Source organism: Allokutzneria sp. A3M-2-11 16 (assembly GCF_024213555.1).
Classification (GTDB): domain Bacteria; phylum Actinomycetota; class Actinomycetes; order Mycobacteriales; family Pseudonocardiaceae; genus Allokutzneria.
Genome location: NZ_JANAVO010000001.1, coordinates 2,979,118 through 2,998,106, shown reverse-complemented (window position 1 = coordinate 2,998,106; position 18,989 = coordinate 2,979,118). Strand labels below are relative to the sequence as shown.

19 protein-coding genes are annotated in these 18,989 nt (G+C 69.4%); 11 read left to right on the top strand and 8 right to left on the bottom strand.

Features of this window, described 5'->3' with window-relative positions:
• Positions 1–82: 82 nt before the first annotated feature.
• A complete protein-coding gene (locus NLX83_RS15005) occupies positions 83–865 on the top strand; it encodes an IclR family transcriptional regulator (protein ID WP_254235446.1) in 783 nt (260 codons plus the stop codon).
• A gap of 24 nt (positions 866–889) precedes the next feature.
• Here the strand turns inward: NLX83_RS15005 and NLX83_RS15000 are convergent, their stop codons facing one another.
• From NLX83_RS15000 to NLX83_RS14985, 4 genes are read right to left on the bottom strand one after another with little or no spacing between them, the layout of a single operon-like run.
• Positions 890–1,771: an ABC transporter substrate-binding protein gene (locus NLX83_RS15000; protein WP_254235445.1), complete on the bottom strand. Its 882-nt coding sequence runs from the start codon at positions 1,769–1,771 to the stop codon at positions 890–892.
• The gene (locus NLX83_RS14995; RefSeq protein ID WP_256563087.1) at positions 1,768–2,484 is read right to left on the bottom strand and encodes an ABC transporter permease; all 717 of its coding nucleotides are present in this window, start codon (positions 2,482–2,484) and stop codon (positions 1,768–1,770) included. Before NLX83_RS14995 ends, NLX83_RS15000 begins: the two co-directional genes overlap by 4 nt.
• On the bottom strand, positions 2,481–3,146 hold the full coding sequence (locus NLX83_RS14990; protein WP_254235444.1) for an ABC transporter permease: 666 nt from the start codon (positions 3,144–3,146) through the stop codon (positions 2,481–2,483). The genes NLX83_RS14995 and NLX83_RS14990 overlap by 4 nt, the downstream gene beginning before the upstream one ends.
• Positions 3,146–4,255, bottom strand: a complete 1,110-nt coding sequence (locus tag NLX83_RS14985) for an ABC transporter ATP-binding protein (protein ID WP_254235443.1) — start codon at positions 4,253–4,255, stop codon at positions 3,146–3,148. Before NLX83_RS14985 ends, NLX83_RS14990 begins: the two co-directional genes overlap by 1 nt.
• A 164-nt stretch (positions 4,256–4,419) precedes the next feature.
• On the opposite strand from NLX83_RS14985, the gene NLX83_RS14980 reads away from it, so the two are divergent.
• The gene (locus NLX83_RS14980; RefSeq protein WP_254235442.1) at positions 4,420–6,042 is read left to right on the top strand and encodes a bis-aminopropyl spermidine synthase family protein; all 1,623 of its coding nucleotides are present in this window, start codon (positions 4,420–4,422) and stop codon (positions 6,040–6,042) included.
• A gap of 115 nt (positions 6,043–6,157) precedes the next feature.
• On the opposite strand, the gene NLX83_RS14975 is transcribed toward NLX83_RS14980, so the two are convergent.
• Together NLX83_RS14975 and NLX83_RS14970 are read right to left on the bottom strand one after the other, a co-directional pair.
• The gene (locus tag NLX83_RS14975) at positions 6,158–9,346 is read right to left on the bottom strand and encodes a bifunctional diguanylate cyclase/phosphodiesterase (protein WP_254235441.1); all 3,189 of its coding nucleotides are present in this window, start codon (positions 9,344–9,346) and stop codon (positions 6,158–6,160) included.
• A gap of 282 nt (positions 9,347–9,628) precedes the next feature.
• On the bottom strand, positions 9,629–10,822 hold the full coding sequence (locus NLX83_RS14970; RefSeq protein WP_254236229.1) for an NAD(P)-dependent malic enzyme: 1,194 nt from the start codon (positions 10,820–10,822) through the stop codon (positions 9,629–9,631).
• Positions 10,823–11,157: 335 nt separating this feature from the next.
• Here NLX83_RS14970 and NLX83_RS14965 point away from each other — a divergent pair, with 335 nt between their 5' ends.
• On the top strand, positions 11,158–11,775 hold the full coding sequence (locus NLX83_RS14965; RefSeq protein WP_254235440.1) for a dTDP-4-dehydrorhamnose 3,5-epimerase family protein: 618 nt from the start codon (positions 11,158–11,160) through the stop codon (positions 11,773–11,775).
• Here the strand turns inward: NLX83_RS14965 and NLX83_RS14960 are convergent.
• On the bottom strand, positions 11,772–12,071 hold the full coding sequence (locus NLX83_RS14960; protein WP_374118737.1) for a S24 family peptidase: 300 nt from the start codon (positions 12,069–12,071) through the stop codon (positions 11,772–11,774). The genes NLX83_RS14965 and NLX83_RS14960 overlap by 4 nt on opposite strands.
• Positions 12,072–12,144: 73 nt before the next feature.
• Between NLX83_RS14960 and sodN the strand changes: the two genes are divergently transcribed.
• The 3 genes from sodN to NLX83_RS14945 all read left to right on the top strand — a co-directional run bounded on the left by sodN (position 12,145) and on the right by NLX83_RS14945 (position 13,865).
• Complete coding sequence (gene sodN / locus NLX83_RS14955) at positions 12,145–12,555, top strand: superoxide dismutase, Ni (protein WP_254235439.1); 411 nt, start codon at positions 12,145–12,147, stop codon at positions 12,553–12,555.
• Positions 12,556–12,831: 276 nt separating this feature from the next.
• Complete coding sequence (locus NLX83_RS14950; RefSeq protein WP_254235438.1) at positions 12,832–13,245, top strand: PadR family transcriptional regulator; 414 nt, start codon at positions 12,832–12,834, stop codon at positions 13,243–13,245.
• Positions 13,242–13,865 carry a hypothetical protein gene (locus tag NLX83_RS14945; RefSeq protein ID WP_254235437.1) on the top strand — a complete coding sequence of 208 codons (624 nt, stop codon included), beginning with the start codon at positions 13,242–13,244 and terminating at the stop codon, positions 13,863–13,865. Before NLX83_RS14950 ends, NLX83_RS14945 begins: the two co-directional genes overlap by 4 nt.
• 382 nt (positions 13,866–14,247) lie before the next feature.
• Here NLX83_RS14945 and NLX83_RS14940 read toward each other — a convergent pair whose 3' ends face one another.
• A complete protein-coding gene (locus tag NLX83_RS14940) occupies positions 14,248–15,549 on the bottom strand; it encodes a pentapeptide repeat-containing protein (RefSeq protein ID WP_254235436.1) in 1,302 nt (433 codons plus the stop codon).
• A gap of 70 nt (positions 15,550–15,619) precedes the next feature.
• On the opposite strand from NLX83_RS14940, the gene NLX83_RS14935 reads away from it, so the two are divergent.
• From NLX83_RS14935 to NLX83_RS14915, 5 genes are read left to right on the top strand one after another with little or no spacing between them, the layout of a single operon-like run.
• On the top strand, positions 15,620–16,069 hold the full coding sequence (locus NLX83_RS14935) for a GNAT family N-acetyltransferase (protein WP_254235435.1): 450 nt from the start codon (positions 15,620–15,622) through the stop codon (positions 16,067–16,069).
• Positions 16,070–16,121: 52 nt separating this feature from the next.
• Positions 16,122–16,877: a hypothetical protein gene (locus NLX83_RS14930; RefSeq protein WP_254235434.1), complete on the top strand. Its 756-nt coding sequence runs from the start codon at positions 16,122–16,124 to the stop codon at positions 16,875–16,877.
• A gap of 16 nt (positions 16,878–16,893) precedes the next feature.
• A complete protein-coding gene (locus NLX83_RS14925) occupies positions 16,894–17,892 on the top strand; it encodes an iron-siderophore ABC transporter substrate-binding protein (protein ID WP_254235433.1) in 999 nt (332 codons plus the stop codon).
• 12 nt (positions 17,893–17,904) lie between these two features.
• Positions 17,905–18,498, top strand: a complete 594-nt coding sequence (locus NLX83_RS14920) for an acid phosphatase (protein ID WP_254235432.1) — start codon at positions 17,905–17,907, stop codon at positions 18,496–18,498.
• A gap of 12 nt (positions 18,499–18,510) precedes the next feature.
• A complete protein-coding gene (locus NLX83_RS14915; RefSeq protein WP_254235431.1) occupies positions 18,511–18,987 on the top strand; it encodes a GNAT family N-acetyltransferase in 477 nt (158 codons plus the stop codon).
• The last annotated feature ends 2 nt before the right edge of the window (positions 18,988–18,989 follow it).

Sequence of the window (18,989 nt, the reverse complement as noted above, 5' to 3'; positions counted from 1 at the left end):
AGCGCCCCGAACGACTCATTCAGGGAACACGGAGTACCGATTGGGGGATGGGGTGGATCGGGGTGGGAAGGAGGAGGTGGGCGTGGGGGCCAGCAGTGATGTGCCGGCGTTGCGGAGGGGGTTGGCGGTGTTGAAGTCGCTGGCGAGCCGTCCGGGGCCGGTGTCGGCGGCGGCACTGGCGCGCGAGCTGAAGTTGCCGAGGTCGACGACGTATCACCTGCTCGCGGAACTGCACGAGGCCGGGTTCGTCACGCACCTGCCGGAGGAGCGCCGCTACGGGCTCGGCGTGGCGGCGTTCGAACTGGGCTCGGCCTACCTCCGGCACGACCCGCTGGAACGCCTCGCGCGCCCGCTGCTGCGCCGCCTGGTGGACGAAACGGGCTTCACCGCGCAGCTCGGCGTACTGCACGGCGGCGAAGCCCTGTACCTGCTCAAGGAGCAACCGAGGCGTCCGCAGACGCTGGTCACCGACGTCGGGGTCCGGCTCCCCGCGCACCTGCCCGCCTCCGGCAGGGCGATGCTGGCCGCGCTGCCCGCCGCCCAGGTCCGCGCGCTCTTCCCGGATCAGCACAGCTTCCTCGACCGCACCGGGCGAGGCCCGAAGGACCTGCCGAGCCTGCGCAGGCTGCTCGGGGCGGAGCGCCGCCGCGGCTGGGCGGTCGAGGACGGCCACGTCACCGCGGGCTTCGCGTCCGTGGCCGCGGCGGTCTTCGACCACGGGCAACGCCCGGTCGCCGCGATCGGGTTGACGCTGCGCCACATCTGCGAGGACGAGTGCGGGCAGACCTGGCCGGAGCTGGCAGCGCCCGTGCGCCGCGTCGCCTCCGACCTCACGACGCGCATCGGCGGGCACCCCCAGCAGTGAGGGATGCCCGCCGAAACAGAAAGATCAGAGCTTGTTCTGCGTCACGAACTCCTTGGCGACGTCGGCAACGGTCTCCTTGTCGATCTCGATGCGCTTGTTGAGCGCCACCAGCTTGTCGGTGGTCAGCGCGGCCGAGACCTTGTTCAACGCCGCCTTGCCCTTGGCGTCCAAGGCTTCCGAGCGGATCAGCGGCAGGATGTTCTGCGCCGGGTAGAGCCGCTTCGGGTCCTCCAGCGCCACGAAACCGTTGGCGCTGATGGCCGATGCGGTGGTGAACAGGTTGGCCACCTGCACCTGGCCGCTCTTCAGCGCCTCCACCGTCACCGGGCCCGCCGCGTCGGTGGTCTTGATCTCCTTGAAGGTGCAGCCGTAGAGCTGGGCGATCTTGGCGGGCCAGCGGTCCTTCCACTCCCCCGCCGCGCCGAGCACGTACTGCGAGCACTTCGGCCCGAGGTCGGCGATCGACCTGATCCCCTGGTTGGCGAGGTCCTTGGACACCACGAGCGCGTCGGAGTCCTCGGCCGCGGCCTTCTCCAGCACCTCAAGACCACCGGGCACCTTCTGCTTCAGCGCCGCCACGACCTCGTCCGGCTGCGCCGCGGGGTTCTGCTTGTCGAAGTACTGCAACAGGTTCCCGCTGTACTCCGGCACCACGGCGAGCGACTTGTCCTGCAACGCCTTCACCAGGACCTCGCGCGAGCCGACGCGCGGCTTGGTGGTGACCTGCACGCCGGCGTTGGTCAGCGCGCCCGCGTAGATGTGCATCAGCAGTTCGCTCTCGGAGAAGTCCGCCGAGCCGATGACGATCTGGCCACCAGCCGCGCCGCCTCCGCCCTTGAGCGGATCGCCACCGCACCCGGTGAGCACGAGGGCGGCGGCCGCCACGACCGCCATGGTGCGCTTCATGACTCAGTCCTTCCTGAGGATCTTGCTTTGGGCCGCCCCGCGACCGCGGCCGCGGCCACCCGGAGCCCGCGCGGCACGATGATCCGCTGCAACCCGGCGAGCACCAGGTCCAGCAGCACCGCGAGCAGCGCGATGAACAGCGCTCCGGCCAGCACCTTCGAGTAGTCGATCACCCGGAGCCCGTCGAGCAGCAGCCTGCCGAGGCCGCCGAGCCCCACGTACGCGGCGACCGAGGCGGTCGCCACCACCTGCAGGGCCGCGTTGCGCAGCCCGCCCATCAGCAGCGGCAGCGCGTTGGGCACCTCCACCTGCCACAGCCGCTGCCAGCCGGTCATCCCCATGCCGCGGGCGGCGTCCACCACGCCGCGGTCGGTGTCCTGCACGCCGGAGTACGTGCCCGCCAGGATCGGCGGCACCGCGAGCACGATGAGGCCGACGATGGTGCCCGCCTCGCTGCCGCCCGCGATCAGGAACAGGAAGGTCACCAGGCCCAGCGTCGGCAGCGCCCGCATCGCGTTGCTCAGCCCGACCAGCACGACGCCGCCCCGGCCGCTGTGGCCCACGTACAGGCCGAGCGGGATCGCGATGGCGGCGGCGCCGAACACCGAGAGCAGCGTGTAGCCGAGGTGCTCCAGCATCCGGTTCGGCACCCCGTCCGGGCCCTGCCAGTGCGCGGGATCGCCGAACCAGCCGAACAGCTCCTGGAGGATCATGTGGTGCCTCCCGCGCGCAGCCAGGGGGTCAGCGCCCGGCGCAGCCCGACCAGGATCAGGTCCACCACCAGCGCCAGCACCAGGGTGAGCACGATGCCGACGATGATCGGCGCGGTGTAGCTGATCTGGAAGCCGCTGGTGAACAGCACGCCGAGCCCGCCGGTGCCGATCAGCGCGCCGACGCTGACCAGGCTGATGTTGCTCACCGACGCCACCCGGACCCCGGCGGAGAGCACCGGGACCGACAGCGGCAGCTCGACGGTGACGAAGCGCCGCACCGGCCGGTAGCCCATCGCGGTCGCGGCGGCGACCACGTGGAAGGGCACCGCGTCCAGCGCGTCGCAGACCGGCCGGACGAGCAGCGCCGTGGTGTAGATGGTCAGCGCCACCACGACGTTGAGGCTGTCCAGGATCTGCGTGCCGAGCACCACCGGGATCACCACGAACAGCGCGAGCGACGGAACCGTGTAGACGGCGTTGGAGACACCGAACACCACGCCGCTCGCCGCGCGGTAGCGGTGCGCCAGCCAGCCCAGCGGGATGGCCAGCGCGAGCCCGATCACCAGTGGCAGCAGGGAGAGGTAGATGTGTTGCAGGAGTTGGGTGAGCACCAGTTCCTGGTTGCTCGTGCTGCTCAGGTACCGCGAGAGGTCGTCGAACATCAGGCGGCGTCCTTCCGCCGCTCCTCGATCAGGTCGATCACCTGCTGCGCTGTGACGACCCCGGTGTAGCGACCGGCGTCGTCCACCACGACCCCGAGGCCGGACGGCGACGACAGCGCGGCGTCCAGTGCCCCGCGCAGCGCGGTTCCCTCCGTGTACAGCGAACCACCGGGGCGCAGGTCCTCCTCGGCGGGCTCGCCCTGGATGACCACGCCCGGCGGGAGCCAGCCACGGGGGCGGCCGTCGTCGTCGAGCACCAGCGTCCAGTCCGGACCGCCCACAGTGGACGGTCGTTCCCCGGACAGGTGTTCACCGTGGAGGCCCATCGTGCTGACCCCACCGAGCTGGATGCCGTCGGCCTGGAGGAAGGACAGCCCCCGGTAGCCGCGGTCCTTGCCGACGAAGGAGGACACGAAGTCGTCCGCCGGGTTGGACAGCAGCTCCGCGGGCGCCGCGTACTGCGCCAGCACGCCGCCCTTGCGGAACACCGCGACCTTCTCGCCGATCCGGACCGCCTCGTCGATGTCGTGGGTGACGAAGACGATGGTCTTGTCCAGGTCCGCCTGCAACCGCAGCAGCTCGTCCTGGAGTCCTTCCCGCACAACGGGATCGACCGCGCTGAAGGGTTCGTCCATCAGCAGCACCGGCGGGTCCGCGGCGAGCGCGCGGGCCACGCCCACCCGCTGCTGCTGGCCACCGGAGAGCTGCGACGGGTAGCGCTTGCCCATGGCGGCGTCCAGCCCGACTGTCTCCAGCAGTTCCGCCGCGCGCGCCCGCGCCTTGCGCCGCGTCCAGCCGGACAGCAGCGGCACGGTCGCGACGTTGTCCAGCACCGTGCGGTGCGGGAACAGCCCGGCCTGCTGGATGACGTATCCGATTCGCCTTCGCAGCAGCGCCGGATTCGATTTTCGAATGTCCTCGCCGTCCACCAGCACGGTGCCGGAGGTCGGCTCGATCATGCGGTTCACCATCCGCAGTGAAGTCGTCTTGCCACACCCCGACGGCCCGACAAAAACGGTGATTGTCCCGGCTTCGACGACCATGTCGAGGTTGTCGACGGCTGTGGTGCCGTCGTCGAAGCGCTTGGTCACGGCCTGGAACTCGATCATCCGAGCCCCCTTGTGGTCGTGACGGCCCCTTGCCGGCCGCCCGTATGTCGGCGACGACTGATGTGCCGTTGTGAGCATCAGCCGTCGCCGACGTTCGACCTTAGTCCGATCGACTGACAGGGGCGAGGCGGACGCGCGACCGATACGTCTAAGGTCAACAGTTTGTGACCACCGATGACCCCGTGCAGCGGGTATCAGCGCTCCTCGCCGAGCACGGAGTGCACGGCCGCAGGCTGCGGATCGTCGTGGCGCTGCTCACATCCGGCTGGCAGTCGCTGGCCGAGCTCGTGCGCCAGCCCGCCGTCCCGCGCCGCACCGTCGAGGAACTGCTCGCCGCCATGGAGCCGGACGTCGAGCGCGAGGGCGACCGCTACCGCATCCGCCCGTGGCGCACCACGGTGTACCGGGAGCACCTCGATCTGGGGCTGGAGTTGGGCAATGCCCTGAACTACACCGATCCGCTCGAAGTCGCCGCGCGGACGCACGAGGAGATGGTCACGCGGATCAAGCAGGACATCCACGCCGTGCCCGCGCCGATGCCCGCGCTGGACCACGTCGCCGCGACCGCGCAAACGATGCTGCGACGCGCGATGTGGCTCGACGAGCAGTACACCCTGTCCGGGGCCCGGCTGCTCTGCCTCGGCGACCACGACCTCACCTCGCTCGCGGTGTGCGCGGTGCGCCCCGATCTCGAGGTGCTCGTCGTCGACCTGGACGAGCGCGTGCTGGAGTTCATCGACAACCGCGCGGCCGAGCGCGGCTTCAACATCCGCTGCGTGCACGCGGACTTCCGCTTCGGCCTGCCCCCGGCCGCGCAGGGCTGGGCCGATCTCGTGTTCACCGATCCTCCTTACACGCCAGAGGGAATCGGCCTCTTCGTGGCGCGCGCCGCGTCGTGCCTGCGCGATGTGGACATGGGGCGCATCCTGCTGGCCTACGGCTTCAGCGAGCGCAATCCCACGCTCGGGCTGAAGGTGCAGCAGGAGATCATGCAGCTCGGCGTGCTGTTCGAGGCGATCCTGCCGCGCTTCAACCGCTACCACGGCGCGCAGGCGGTCGGCAGCGCGAGCGAGCTGTACGTGCTGCGCACGACGTCCAAGACGCGCAAGCTCCTCGACCGACCGGCGAACACCGCGATCTACACGCACGGCCCGCAATCGGTTGAGGCGCAAGAGAAAACCGCTTCAACGCAGCTGGAAGCCTTGTGCGCCATAGCTTCCGCCGACGGTCGGCTCAAGGTCGACGAGGTCCGGGGTCCGGCGTGGGACCGCCCGCTCAACGCCGCCGAGGACACCGCGGTCGCGATCAACGCGACTGGTGACCCGGGCCCGTGGCTGCTGCGGGTGCTGCTCGCCGCATCCGCGCCGCGCGTGGCGGTGCTCGTGGCCAACAACCACTTGGACCTGTCGAACCAGGCGGGCCAACGCGCGCTCACCGCAGCGTTGCGGCACAAGTACCGCTTGCGGTTCCTCCGCAGCAATCCCGACGACCGCTCGGCCGTGGTGGTGGCCGAGCAGATCCCGGCGACCCGCCTCGACGCGGGCGAGCGGCTGGCCCGGCACGTCCTCGACCGCGCGCACGGCAAGGTCGGCAACCTGTGGCGCGAAGGCTTGATCGCCACCGCGAAGGCGAGCGGGATCACTCTGACCCGCAACGCCGCCCGCGACCTGATCACCGAGGCGGCCCCCGTCCCGACGGACCTGGACATCCGCCTGATCGACATCCCCAGGCACCGCATCGCACCACTGCTCGACGCGATCACCGCCTCCGCCGCCGACCTCTCCTAACCCTCGCCTCATTGGTCCAGACCTTTTCCGTTTCGTACTCTTAGCGGGAAATAGAGCGCTCCCATACGCGGCTATGAGTACGAAACGGGCGACGGCGACCGCGGCGGAGTGCGGGTCAGCCGGCGCGGGGGACGTGCAGCGGGCCGAGCGAGAGCACCGCGCGGAACTCCCGGGGCGGCACGGCGCGCGAGAACAGCCAGCCTTGGTAGGCGTCCACACCGACGCCTTGGAGGATGTGGAACTGCATCGCGGTCTCCACGCCCTCCGCAACGCAACTGCGCCCCATCGCGCGCGCCATGTCCACCACGGCCTGCGCCACGGCGAAGTCCGACGGGTCCTTGCCGACCCCGGAGACGAAGCGCCGGTCCACCTTGATGATCTGCGCGGGCAGGTCCTTGAGCCGGGCCAGGGACGAGTAGCCGGTGCCGAAGTCGTCGACGGCGAAGCGCACGCCCCGCTCCACCAGCTCCGCCATCGCCTGCCGGGTCCGCGAGGGCAGGTCCACCAGGCTGGTCTCCACCAGCTCCAGGACCACGCGGTCCCAGGCGATCCCGCTCTCCGCCACCGCCGTCGCGACGATGTCGACGAAGTCCGGATCGCCCGGCAGCAGGCCGCCGAGGTTCACCGCCACCGCGACCGGGCGCCCGTCCGGCTCCGGCCAGGCCGAGGCCTCCTTCAGCGCCGTCCGCAGCACCCAGCGGTCGAGTTCCTTCATCAGGTCGCCCTGCTCCGCCACGGGCAGGAACACGTCCGGCGAGAGCAGCCCGCGGTCCGGATGTGGCCACCGCACAAGGGCTTCCGCCGTCACCACGCGACCATCCGGCCCCACGACGGGCTGGTAGTGCAGCACGAGTCCATCGCGGTTGAGCGCCTCGCGCAGCTGGCCCTCCAGGTGCACCTGCCAGTCCGCCGAAGCCATCAACGCCGCGCTGGCAAGGGAAACCCGCCCGGCACCGCGGCGCTTCGCCTCGAACATCGCCGCGTCGGCGAAGCGCAGCAGGTCGTCCCCTGTCGCGCGGGCGCCGTTCGGGATCGCCGCGCCGATCGACGCCGAGACCCGCACCAGCTGGCCGTGCACAGGGACCACCGTCCGCAGCAGGCTGGAGACCTTGGTGGCCAAGGCATCCACGCCGCCGACCGCCTCGATGTCGGCGCAGATGATCACGTACTCGTCGCCGGAGAGCCGGGCCGCGGTGCAGCCCTTGGGCAGGCCGCCTTCCAGCCGCCGCGCGAGCACCACCAACAGCTCGTCGCCCGCGTCGTGGCCCAGGGAATCGTTTACCCGCTTGAAGTTGTCGATATCGCAGAACAGCACGGCGACGCGGGTCGGCTCGTCCTGCTGGAGCAACTCCGCGAGCAGTTCCTTCACCGCCGTGCGGTTCGGCAGACCGGTGAGGTCGTCGTGGGTCGCCTGGTGCTTCAGGGCTTCCGCGGTGCGCCGCCGCTCGGTGATGTCCTGGAACACCACGAGCCAGAACCGCCGCCCGTCGTCCTGCACCGACAACGCCACGTGCAGCTCGCAGTAGACCGGCTCACCGTCGGAGCGCTGCAACAACCGCTGCGGGATCTTGTAGCTGTTCTGCTCGTCGTCGACGGCCTTGTCCGCCATGCGCAGGTGCTGCGCGGGTTCCTCCGGGTGCGCCAGCTGCTCGGCGGTCATACCGCGCATCTGGTCCAGCTCGTAGCCCAGCAGCTCGCACAGCGCGTCGTTGGCGTCGACCAGCCGCTCGCCGTCGTCGAAGATCCCGATGCCGACCGGGGTGACCGAGACGAGGTCGGCGAAGCGCTGGCTGGAGCGCTCCATCCGGGTCTCCGTCACCCGCTGCTCGGTGACGTCCTGCGCGGTGCCCACCAGCAGCAGCGGTTCACCGGGACCGCTGACCGGGGCGCCGTAGCAGCGGAACACCCGCTGCACGCCGTCGCGGCGGACCAGCCGGTGCTCGCATTCGAAGGGCTGCGCCTCGACGCGGATCTGCTGCCACAGCTCCTCCACCCACGGCCGGTCCTCCGGGTGGATGAGGTCGAAGAAGTCCTCGAAGGTGATGTGCTCGCCGACCGGCACGCCGACCAGTTCCTTGAGCATGTCCGACCACGCCATCTGGTCGGTGGTGGAGTCCCACTCCCAGGTGCCGAGCCGGGCCACCCGCTGCGCGTCGTCCAGCCGCCTGCGCTCGTGCCGCAGCTGCCGTTCCAGCGCCCGGAGCGAGGTCACGTCCTGGACGGTGGCCTGCAACCGCCGCACCTTGCCGTTGTCGCCGTGCTCGGCGCGCACCCGGCAGTTGTAGATCTTGTCGGCCAGCTCGCCGCGGAACTCGACCTCGGCGGTCTCCCCGTGCTCGGCGTGCAGCAGCCGCATCTGCAGCGCGGCCATCTTCTCCCGGTCGTCGGGGTGCACACCGGAGAGCAGGTCCCCCGGCTCGTTGCCGACTTCCCGGAAGAGCTCGACCATCACCTCGCTGCGGCGGACGTCGGCCGACTCCACCTCGTAGGTCCAACTGCCCATCCTGGCGATCCGCTGGGCTTCCAGCAATCGCGCCTTCTCCTCGGCCAGTTCGTTCTCCACGCGCCATTGGTCGGTGATGTCCCGGATGTAGCCGGTGATCCGGACGGTGCCGCCGCGCTCGTCGCGCACGGTCTCGGCCTCGCCGCGGATCCGCCGGACCTCGCCGTCCGGCCGGACGATCCGGTACTCGATGTCGATTTCCTCGCCCGAGAGCCGGTGGTCGCGCCAGTACGTCGCGACCAGCTCCTGGTCCTCGGGGTGCACGCGGTCGAGCACGGCCTGCGCGCCGGGCACCACGTCGCCCGGCTTCAGCCCGAACAGCTCGAAGTGGTTGGGCGACCAGTAGGTCTCGCCCGTCGCCGGGTCCAGCTCCCAGGACGCGATGCCCGCGACCCGCTGGACCTCGTTCAGCCTGCGCTCCTCGACCCGCAGCGCGTCCGCGGCGCCGGAGAGGTCGGAGACGTCGACCAGCAGCACCAGTTCGGTGCCGGTGCCCGGCTGCGGCAGGCGCACGACGCGCACCGGCAGCTCGGTGCCGTCGGCGCGGTGCAGGCCCGCGCACTCGCCCGCTTCGGAGATCAGCTCCGACAGCGGTCCGCCGACCAGTTCGGCGGGCCGGGTGGTGCCCGCCAACCGGGCGACGGCCGGATTGGCCTGGAGCACTAAGCCGTTCGGGTCGCAGAGGAGGGCGGGCGCGTCGGGCAGGACCACCCCGTTCGCCGAGGGCGGCACGGTGGCGGCACCCACGGCAGGGTCGAGCACCCCGGGAGCACGCCCCGTGCGCTGGACCTGGTCGGCCACGACGTCCACCCTTCGGCATCGACGAGCCGTCGGTGCCGGAAGGCGGCCCCGGCCGACGGTCGTCTCAGCAGTGCACCCGAGTGACTCCGACGGCCCGGGCCACATCCCTCAAGTGCTCACCCGACCGAGTGAAGGTAGCGGTTCTGCGGCGTAAGGCCCAGCCCCAGGAAGACGCATTCCGCCGGTGGAGGGCACCACTGCCCACCACCGGTGGAAGGGCTTCCACCACCCCCGGCAGGGATCTTGCTGTGTACCGGAGGGGCTGCTGGTCCCCCGGTCGTCTCAGGCTACCCCGTCCTGCCTAGCGGCTTCGGCGACAGCGGCGGCGACCTCGATGGCCACGCGGGGGTCCAGAGCGCTCGGCACGATGCGGTCCGCGGCCAGATCGTCCGAGGCCACGGCATGGATGGCGTCGGCCGCGGCGATCTTCATCCGCTCGGTGATCCGGCGCGCGCCCGCGTCGAGGGCGCCCTTGAACACCCCGGGAAACGCCAACACGTTGTTGATCTGGTTCGGGAAGTCGCTGCGCCCGGTGGCCACGATCGCGGCGTGCCTGGCGGCGACCTCGGGGTGGATCTCCGGGTCGGGGTTGGACAGCGCGAAGACGATCGACTCCGGCGCCATGGTGGCGACCAGCTCCTCGGGCACCTTCGAGGAGGAGACGCCGAGGAAGACGTCGGCCCCCTTCAGCGCCTCGGCCAGCCCGCCGGTGATCCCGCGCGGGTTGGTCACGGCGGCCAGCTCGGCCTTGACCGCGTTCAGCCCCTCGCGACCGGCGACGATGATGCCGCGCGAGTCGAGCACCACGACCTCGCCGACGCCCGCGGCGATCAGGATCTTCGCGCAGGCCACACCCGCCGCGCCGGCCCCGGAGATGACCACCTTGAGGTCGCTGAGCGAGCGGCCCTGGACCACGACGGCGCCCTTGAGCGCGGCCAGCGCCACGATCGCGGTGCCGTGCTGGTCGTCGTGCATGACCGGGCAGTCAAGGGCCTCGATCAGCCGCGCCTCCAGCTCGAAGCAGCGCGGGGCGGAGACGTCCTCCAGGTTGACCGCGCCGAAGGACGGGCGGAGCCGGACCAGGGTCTCCACGATCTCGTCGACGTCGGTGGTGTCGAGCACCAGCGGGATCGAGTCCAGCCCGCCGAAGGTCTTGAAGAGCGCGGCCTTGCCCTCCATCACCGGCAGCGAGGCGCGCGGGCCGATGTCGCCGAGCCCGAGCACGGCGGTGCCGTCGCTGACCACCGCGACCAGGCGGCCGGTCCAGGTGTAGCGGGCGGCCAGGGAGGCGTCCTCGGCGATCGCGCGGCTGACGCGGGCGACACCGGGGGTGTAGGCGATGGAGAGGGCGCGCGGGTCGGCGAGCGAGGCGGTCGCGCCGACGGCGAGCTTGCCGCCCTCGTGGGCGTCGAAGATCTCGGCGTCCGTGAGCTCGATCGCGGAAACGGCCGGATCGTTCGCCACCGGCTCCTTCATGACAGTCACAGCGTCCCTCCAGGCAGGGGCAGGCCGGAATCGCGCATCGGCCCGAAAGCAAGGCGGAACCCGTCGTCGGCCGCGATCGCGGCCGGGCTCGACAGGCATGGCGACGACGGCACCACTCGTGCTCAGGGGTGGTGAACACGACGGCGCCGGGCGTCGGAGTTGGGCCAGTGTGGCAGGCGATCCCTCCGATGTCTGCGGCGGGGATCACAGAACCGAGAAAGTGACGCCGCAGGTCAGAGGCGCTTTTTACAAGACGACCGTCCGACTTGTTTTGATCTTCGCTGGCCACGGTGGGGGTACTGGGAGATGTAATAGACTTTTTTGTCGTGCAGGTCCGCAAACTCGCCGTCCCAGACGCCTTCGAGTTCACTCCCCGTTCTTTTCCCGATTCCCGTGGACTGTTCGTCGCCCCGTTCCAGGAGGCGGCGCTGATCGAGGCGACCGGTCACCCGATGCGGCTGGCGCAGACCAACCACAGCGTGTCCCGGCGCGGGGCGATCCGCGGCCTGCACTTCGCCGACACCCCGCCCGGCCAGGCCAAGTACGTCTACTGCCCGCGCGGCGCGCTGATGGACGTCGTCGTCGACCTGCGGGTGGGCTCGCCGACATTCGGCACCTGGGACGCCGCCCGGCTGGACTCCACCGATTTCCGCGCGGTCTACATCGCCGAGGGCATCGGGCACGCCTTCGTGGCGCTGGAGGAGGACACGGTGATGGCCTACCTGTGCTCCACCCCGTACAACCCGGCGGGCGAGCACGCGGTCAACCCGATGGACCCGATGATCGGCATCCCGTGGGAGTCCTACCTGGACGGGACCGAGCCGGTCCTGTCCGACAAGGACCGCGGCGCCCCGTCCCTCGCCGAGGCCGTCGCGTCGAACCTGCTGCCGAAGTACGACGCCTGCCAGGCCCACTACGCCTCGCTGCGCTCGGTCCTCGTCTAGCGAATCCGGCCGGGGCGCGGGCTGATCCGCCAGCGGAGCACGCCCAGCACCTCGGCCGGCCCGAGCTGCCGCGAGTCGGTCGAGCCGAAGCTGTTGTCCCCCAACACCCACCAGCCGTCGTCCTGCCTGCGCACGGCCCGTTTCACTGACAGCTGCCCCGGACGGGCCGCCCAGCGCACCAGCACGACCTCGCCCGGTCGCGGGTCCACGCCCATCCGCACCAGGGCGGTGTCGCCGTCGTAGAGCGCGGGCACCATCGACGGCCCGCGCACTCTCAGCCAACGCAAGCTGATCACCTCCCCGACTGCCGGTTCTACAGGCGCGGAGTAGGGTCGCGCACGTCGGAGCATCCACTGTCAGGGAGGAAAGATGCGACTTCTGTCGCGCGTCCTCGGCCCTCGTCTGGAGGTCACCGCCCACTGCGATCTGCCGTGTGGCGTGTACGACCCGGCCCAGGCCAGGATCGAGGCCGAGTCGGTCAAGGCGATCCAGGACAAGTACCAGTCCAACGAGGACCCCGAGTTCCGCCAGCGCGCCATCGAGATCAAGGAGCAGCGCTGCGAGTTGGTCAAGCACCACCTGTGGGTGCTCTGGACCGACTACTTCAAGCCGCCGCACTTCGAGAAGTACCCGGAGCTGCACGAGCTGTTCAACAAGGCCACCAAGGCCGCGGGCGCCGGCGGGGCCAAGGGCTCCACGGACCCCAAAACCGGTCAGGACCTGCTCGACCTGATCGCGCAGATCGACAAGATTTTCTGGGAGACCAAGGCCGCGGCCTGATCTTCCCCTGAAGACGACGCTGACCAGCGAGAACCCTTCTCGTCAGTCAGCGTCGTTTTTCGTCGTTGGGCATTGCCTGACGGCCCCCAGACGGCCCATGTCTGTCCTCATTGGACTAGAGCCGATACCCGTTTCGGTGGCCCTGGTGAGCGCCTTGGCCCACACTCGAGGTGAGTCGCGAGTGACCGCAACCGCCCTCCTTTGACCAGCGCCAACAGCACGTGGACAGCACACTTGCGCTTCCCACCCGGACATGGCCCGCGGCGACGAGGCGCGATGGAGAAGCGATGCGGACAAGACGTGCAACTCCAGCTCTTTATATGTAGAGTTGGAGTCGTGGAGAAGATTGGACGCATAACACCAGCCACTCTGGATGTACTCACGGCGCTGGTCTGGACTACCGAGGACCTTCATGGTTTCGCCCTGGCCAAAGAGGCTGCCCGGCCAACCGGGACCGTCTACGTGATCTTGTCTCGCATGGAGCAGGCCGGATGGGTTGAAAGCTACTGGGAAACGCAGAACGAGCAGAACGAGGGAAGGCCTCGTAGGCGCTTCTATCGACTCACTCCAGATGGCCTCGCGAGTGCCCGTCAGACGCTCGCGGAACGACGTGGGGCGAACGCCGCGCCCGGATTGAAACTGGGGTTGCCACGGCCTGGGATCGGGCAGCGCCCGGAGGTCCAAGGATGAACATCTGGCTGGCCATCATCTCGATGTTCGTTATCCCTGCCGCTGTCGCCGAGGTCGGTGAAGTTTCGCCGTGGATTGCTGGCAAGTTGGTCAGGTGGGGGGCGCGCCGGATTGGCGATCCAGACCTCAGTGCTCGCTTTGCCGAAGAGTGGACAGCGGGCCTGCAGTCAACTCCCGGCAAACTCACAAAGCTGCTACGAGCAGCCAGTATCGTCGCTACAGCGGTTCCGCGCATGCACTGGTCGGTACAAAAGGGCTCGTACCTGTGGCCATTCGTCCGAACGGCGGACGTCCTGTTGACAATCGTGTGCCCACCGCTGGCCCGCAAGCTTCGCGCTCGACGGTTCTCGCGGTTCACGGTTCATATCCGCAGAGGAACACGCTTTAGCACCACTGTTGGCAGCTTGTCGATTTGCCTCAAGCGCCTCGATTTTCCCCAGTCTCGTTGGCCGCGCAGGAGCTACACGATCGTCGAGGGGCCGCTAGCGGTCACAGTCGATCATGCACAAAGGCGAATCATCCTAGGGAGCTCCGCAGACGGCACGGACGACGTGTTGACACCGGTAGTGGGTGTGTCGCTAGTTGATGTACCCCGTCCCATAACGCGACCGCTGCCCTGAAGCGCAGGGACCCGGCCCGCAGGCCCGCCAGGGCCGAGGACCGGAAGCCCTGAGCAGTCGCGGACCCCCGACCACGCCGCGAACTTGGCCACCCACAGGTCCGCGTAGGGACTGCGCCACCTGAAGACGGGCAAGCATGACCTTGGCACCTTCTCTATCTGGCTCCTGTGGGGTCGCGCGGCCGCTTCCCCGCAGCGGGCCGACGCCGTGATGCCTCGCTGTCCACGCCCGGCGGCGGCAGCCGCCTTGGGCGTGGACAGACACACAGCACGGCGTCGGCTCCGCGTCGCGGGATCAGCACGCGGCCGAGCGGCCCCGCAGGGGCCGCCTTGAAGAAGCAAAGAAACTTTGAACACGCCGGTCTGTAACAGACGTTCTGGGGCTATAGCTGTTCTGGATTCTGCGGACTGCCCTTGGTGTAGCTGGGAGTCAGGGGATGCCACGTGCCCTCGTGTGTGCTCGGCGCGTCTTGAGGCATGGCGGCTGCGTCCCCCAATACCCATCCTGGAGGCCACACCGAGCTGGCTAGGCCAAACACAACCCTCGCGTGTGCCCTGCCGAAGCGGATTTCCTCGGCGAAGGTCGCCCCCTCGAACGAGACAGTGCTGGCGAAAGTCGTGCTGTTGAACCGGGCAGCACTGGTGAAGGCTGCCCCCTCGAACCAGGCGGCGCTGATGAAGGTCGCCTTGTTGAACCAGCCATCTCTGTTGAAGGCCGTGCTACCAAACCAGGCGTCCCCGGTGAAAGTCGTGCTGTTGAAGTGGGCTTCCTCGGTAAAAGTCACCTCGCCGAACCAGGCGTCCTTAGTGAAGGTCGTCCCGTCAAACCAGGCATCACCCGTGAAGGTCACCCCGCCGAACCGGACGTCCGCGGTGAAAGCCGTCCGGTCAAACCAGGCGTCCTTAGTAAAAGCCGCCCCGTCAAACCAGGCGTGTCCGATGAAGCGGGCACTGGTAAAGGTGCCGGTTCGGAGACGACAGTGCTTGAGGTCGAACTCCAACAGGGTGGCGCCGGTTAGGTCAAGGTCAATGTTGGGCCAAAACTTGGGGTTGGTGGGCTTCCCTCCGCGTTTCCTGGGATCGGGTTCGAGATGGGCGGCGAGGATTCGCTGAGCAGTCAGCCGTACTTGGTGTTCCTGTCGACGGTCATCGTTGGTGGTGGCATCGGCGCTGATGGGTTGAGGGCGCATCCATGCGGGGCGACGGGGACGCAGGCTCGCGGTGCTACGTAAGGCTGCCGGGCGCTCTGGTGGCGGGGTGTAGGGCATGCGGAGGTAGGCGCACATCACGTCGACGATGGTTTGCCGATGGCTGGGGTTGTCCTGGGCCAGGCGTTCCAACGCATAGAGCCCCGCGAGGCGGACCGCTGCTTTGTCGGAGCCAAGTTGATCGGCGGCCTTGGTCTGCAAGTCGGTGATCCGTCGCTCGGTGCCGTCCAACTCGACGAAGCGCTGTCGACGAGCCGCCAACAGCAGTGCCGTGGCACCGCCAGTGCCGACCACGACGGTCACGGCGGCCTTGATGATCTCCAACCGGAAACTGCTCTTCGGGTCACTGCCGAAGGTGGCCAGCAACAGCCACACCGAGCCAGCCGCCACCACGGTGAGCACGATCGCACCCACCCAGATCGCCGTACTCGACAACACCCGGTAGGACGGGCGGCCCGGCTTGTCTCGCTGCCTCATCTGCCACATCCTGCCGACACAGATCGGCGATCTGTGAAGCGATAGCGACCGGGGCAGCGAGGATGACTTGGTGCACAACGAAGACGTGCGGGAAGCGGCGGCGATCTGGGCTCGTGCGACGGCGCGCCGCGACGAGGAGCCGGAACCCGCCACGGTCGAACAGGCCATGCCGGGAGTGCTGCGCCGCCTCAGCCTCGATGGCGCGAAGCTCATCCTGGCGAGGCGCGAGAACCGCGCGGTGGGCTTCGCGCTGGTGGCGCCCCGGCCGGAGACGTTGGAGGTCTTCTACCTCGCGGTCGACCCGGACGCGTGGGGCGGCGGCGTGGGCAGTCAGCTGCTCCGCGAAGTCGACGAGCACGCGCGCGCCATCGGCCGCGACACGCTCGAACTGTGGGTGATCAACGACAACGAGCGCGCGATCGGGGTGTACGAGCGGGCGGGCTGGGTGGCCACCGACGAGGTGAGCCAGGACACACCCGAGGCGCGCCCGCACCGCCGCTTCCTGCGCCATCTTGGTTAGGGTCTGCTAACCCGGGTTCCGAGGCGCCCCACCGAGCTGTCACAGTGGCTGCGTGATCGATGAGCTGCGCGAACGCTGCGCCGGGTTGGCGTTCGCCCCGCTGCCGGAGCTGACCGGTCCCGAAGGCGTGCCCACCGACGACGCCTGGTTCACCGCGGCCGAGATGCGCGAGCGCGTCGCGGAACTCCTTGCGGCGCAAGACAAGGACGTTCCGCCGGGCCCACGTGCGATGGAAGCGCTGCGCATCCTGCTGCGCGAGCTGATCTTCTGCACGGCTGCCTCGGTCTACTTCTTCGAAGTCGCGCCGCGCATCGATGCCGATAGTTACTGGTTCCACTACGACGGCGAGGTCGACCGCAGGCGCCTGGTGGCCACGGAGATCGCAGCCGATGACGGCGACCTGGCGCAGGGCTTCGTCGCCACGGTGACGCCGCTGGTCACGGAGGTGTGTGCGCGGTCGAAGGTCGGCACGCGCACGCTGTGGAGCTACGTGATCGACATGATCCACTTCGGCATGCTCAACGTGGCGAGGCAGCTGGGGCGCAACCGCCGGGCGGCGTGGGACCGGGCGGCGGAGCTGGCCGAGCAGCTGTACGCGGCGGGCGTCCCGCGCCGGTCCCGTCCGGTGCTCGTGAACTACGGCGACTCCGACGACGAGTCCTGGGGCGTGCGCGGCGCGTGCTGCCTGGACTTCACCGACGGCGTGCAGGGCATGTGCCTCACGTGCCCGCTGCTCGACGACGGGGCGCGCGGCGAGCTGTGGGCGGTGTCGAAGCTCCGCCGCCCGCTGGACATTAGGCAAACCTAAGAAATACCGTCACGCCGTGTTTCGCGACCTGGATCGACAACTCCCGGTGCTCGGCGGCGGCGTGAGCCGACGCGGCCTGCTCACCGCGGCGGGCCTGCTCACCGTTTCCGGCTGCTCGCTCGGCCGCCGCACCACGGGCGACAAGCCGATGCGCGCGGTCACGCACCCGCTCGGCACCAGCACCGTCCCGGTCACCCCGGAGCGCGTGGTGTCGCTGGACAGCAACGGCGGCCTGCAGGTCAGCCTCGAACTCGGCGTCCCGCTCGTCGCGTCGGAGACGTTGCAGGGCGGTCAGCCGCTGCCGCCGTACGTGCCCGCACCGGCCGCCGGGTTCACCGCGCTGGGCTTCAACCAGCTCAACCTGGAGCAGCTCGCCGGGCTCTGGCCGGACATGATCATCGGGAACACCCCGCGGCTCAGGGACAACTACGCGAAGCTCTCCGGCATCGCGCCGACCGTGGCCTACGAGAACGCGGGCAGCGGCGTGGGCTGGCAGCAGTCCGTCCGCACCATCGGCGACGTCCTCGGCGCCCGCGCGGAGATCGACCGCAGGCTCGTGGCGTACACCGAGCGCGTGGCGGCCCTCTCCGCGAAGTACCGCGACCTGCTGGCCAAACGCTCCGTCGCACTGTTGCGGTTCACCAGCAACGAACTCCGCATCGTGCGCGGACCGATCTTCGGCTCGTCGATCCTCGCCGATCTCGGCGTGCGCCGACCGGCCTCCACCGACCGCTCCTCCCCCAGCTCGACGTACGTGACGTTGAGCGAGGAGAACGTGGGCGCGCTCGCGGACTCCGACATCCTGCTGTACTTCGTCGGCGGAGGTGGCTTGGTGGACAAGGCATCCACCACCTTCGACAAGTACACCAAGGGCGGGCTCTGGCAGCAGCTGCCCGCTGTGCGCGCAGGCCGCGTCATCGAGCTGGACCCGATCGCGTGGTGGGACGGCTACTCGGTTTCCGCAGCGCAGACCTGCCTCAACCAACTCGACTCGGCACTCGGCCCGCTCTCTTGAAAGACTCGGCGCATGCCGAACGGACACGTGTACGTGCTGCGGCACGGGGAGACGGAGTGGTCGGCGACCGGCCAGCACACCGGGCGCACCGACATTCCGCTTACCAGCGACGGAAAACAGCAGGCCGTCGCGGCGGGCCGGGTGCTGGCCCGGCTGCGTGGAACGGAAAAGCCCGCGCTGCTGCTGTCGAGCCCGCGCGAGCGCGCGACGCGGACAGCCGAACTGGCTGGCCTGGGCACTCCCGACGACGTCACCGAGGACCTGGCGGAGTGGGACTACGGCGACTACGAGGGCCTCACCACGCCGCAGATCCGCGAAAGCGTTCCGGACTGGACGGTGTGGACGCATCCCTGCCCGAACGGTGAGACCGCCGAAGCCGTGACCGCTCGCGCCGACAAGGTGCTGACGAAGATCCAACCGGCGCTGGCGACCGGGGACGTGGTGCTCATCGGTCACGGCCACTTCAGCCGCGTGCTGGTGGCCAGGTGGGTGGGACTGCGCGCCGAGGCCGGAGTCGGTTTCGCGATGGGCACCGCCGGGGTCGCCGCGCTCGGCTTCGAACGCGGCGTGCCCCAGGTCGTCCACCTCAACCTGCCACCCGTCTGACGAGAGGAACCCATGCCAGTCCGTCGCATTCAACCGTCCGATGTGGACGATGTGGTCCGCCTGGTGCACGCGCTCGCCGAGTACGAGCAGGCGCCGCAGGAGTGCCACCTGACCTCCGAGCAGCTGCACGCGTCGCTGTTCGGCGAGGCACCCGCGCTCTTCGGCCACGTCGCCGAGGTGGACGGCGAGGTCGTCGGCTACTGCCTGTGGTTCCTGAGCTACTCGACCTGGCGCGGGACGCACGGCATCTACATGGAGGACCTCTACGTCGACCCGGCGCAGCGCGGTTCCGGACTCGGCAAGGCGCTGATGGTGGAGCTGGCGAAGGAGTGTGCCGACAAGGGCTACCACCGCCTGGAGTGGTCGGTGCTGAAGTGGAACACCCCGGCGATCGACTTCTACAAGTCCATCGGCGCCGCGCCGCTGGACGAGTGGGAGACGCACCGCCTCAGCGACGACGCGCTCACCGGCTTCGCCGCCAGGGGCTGAGG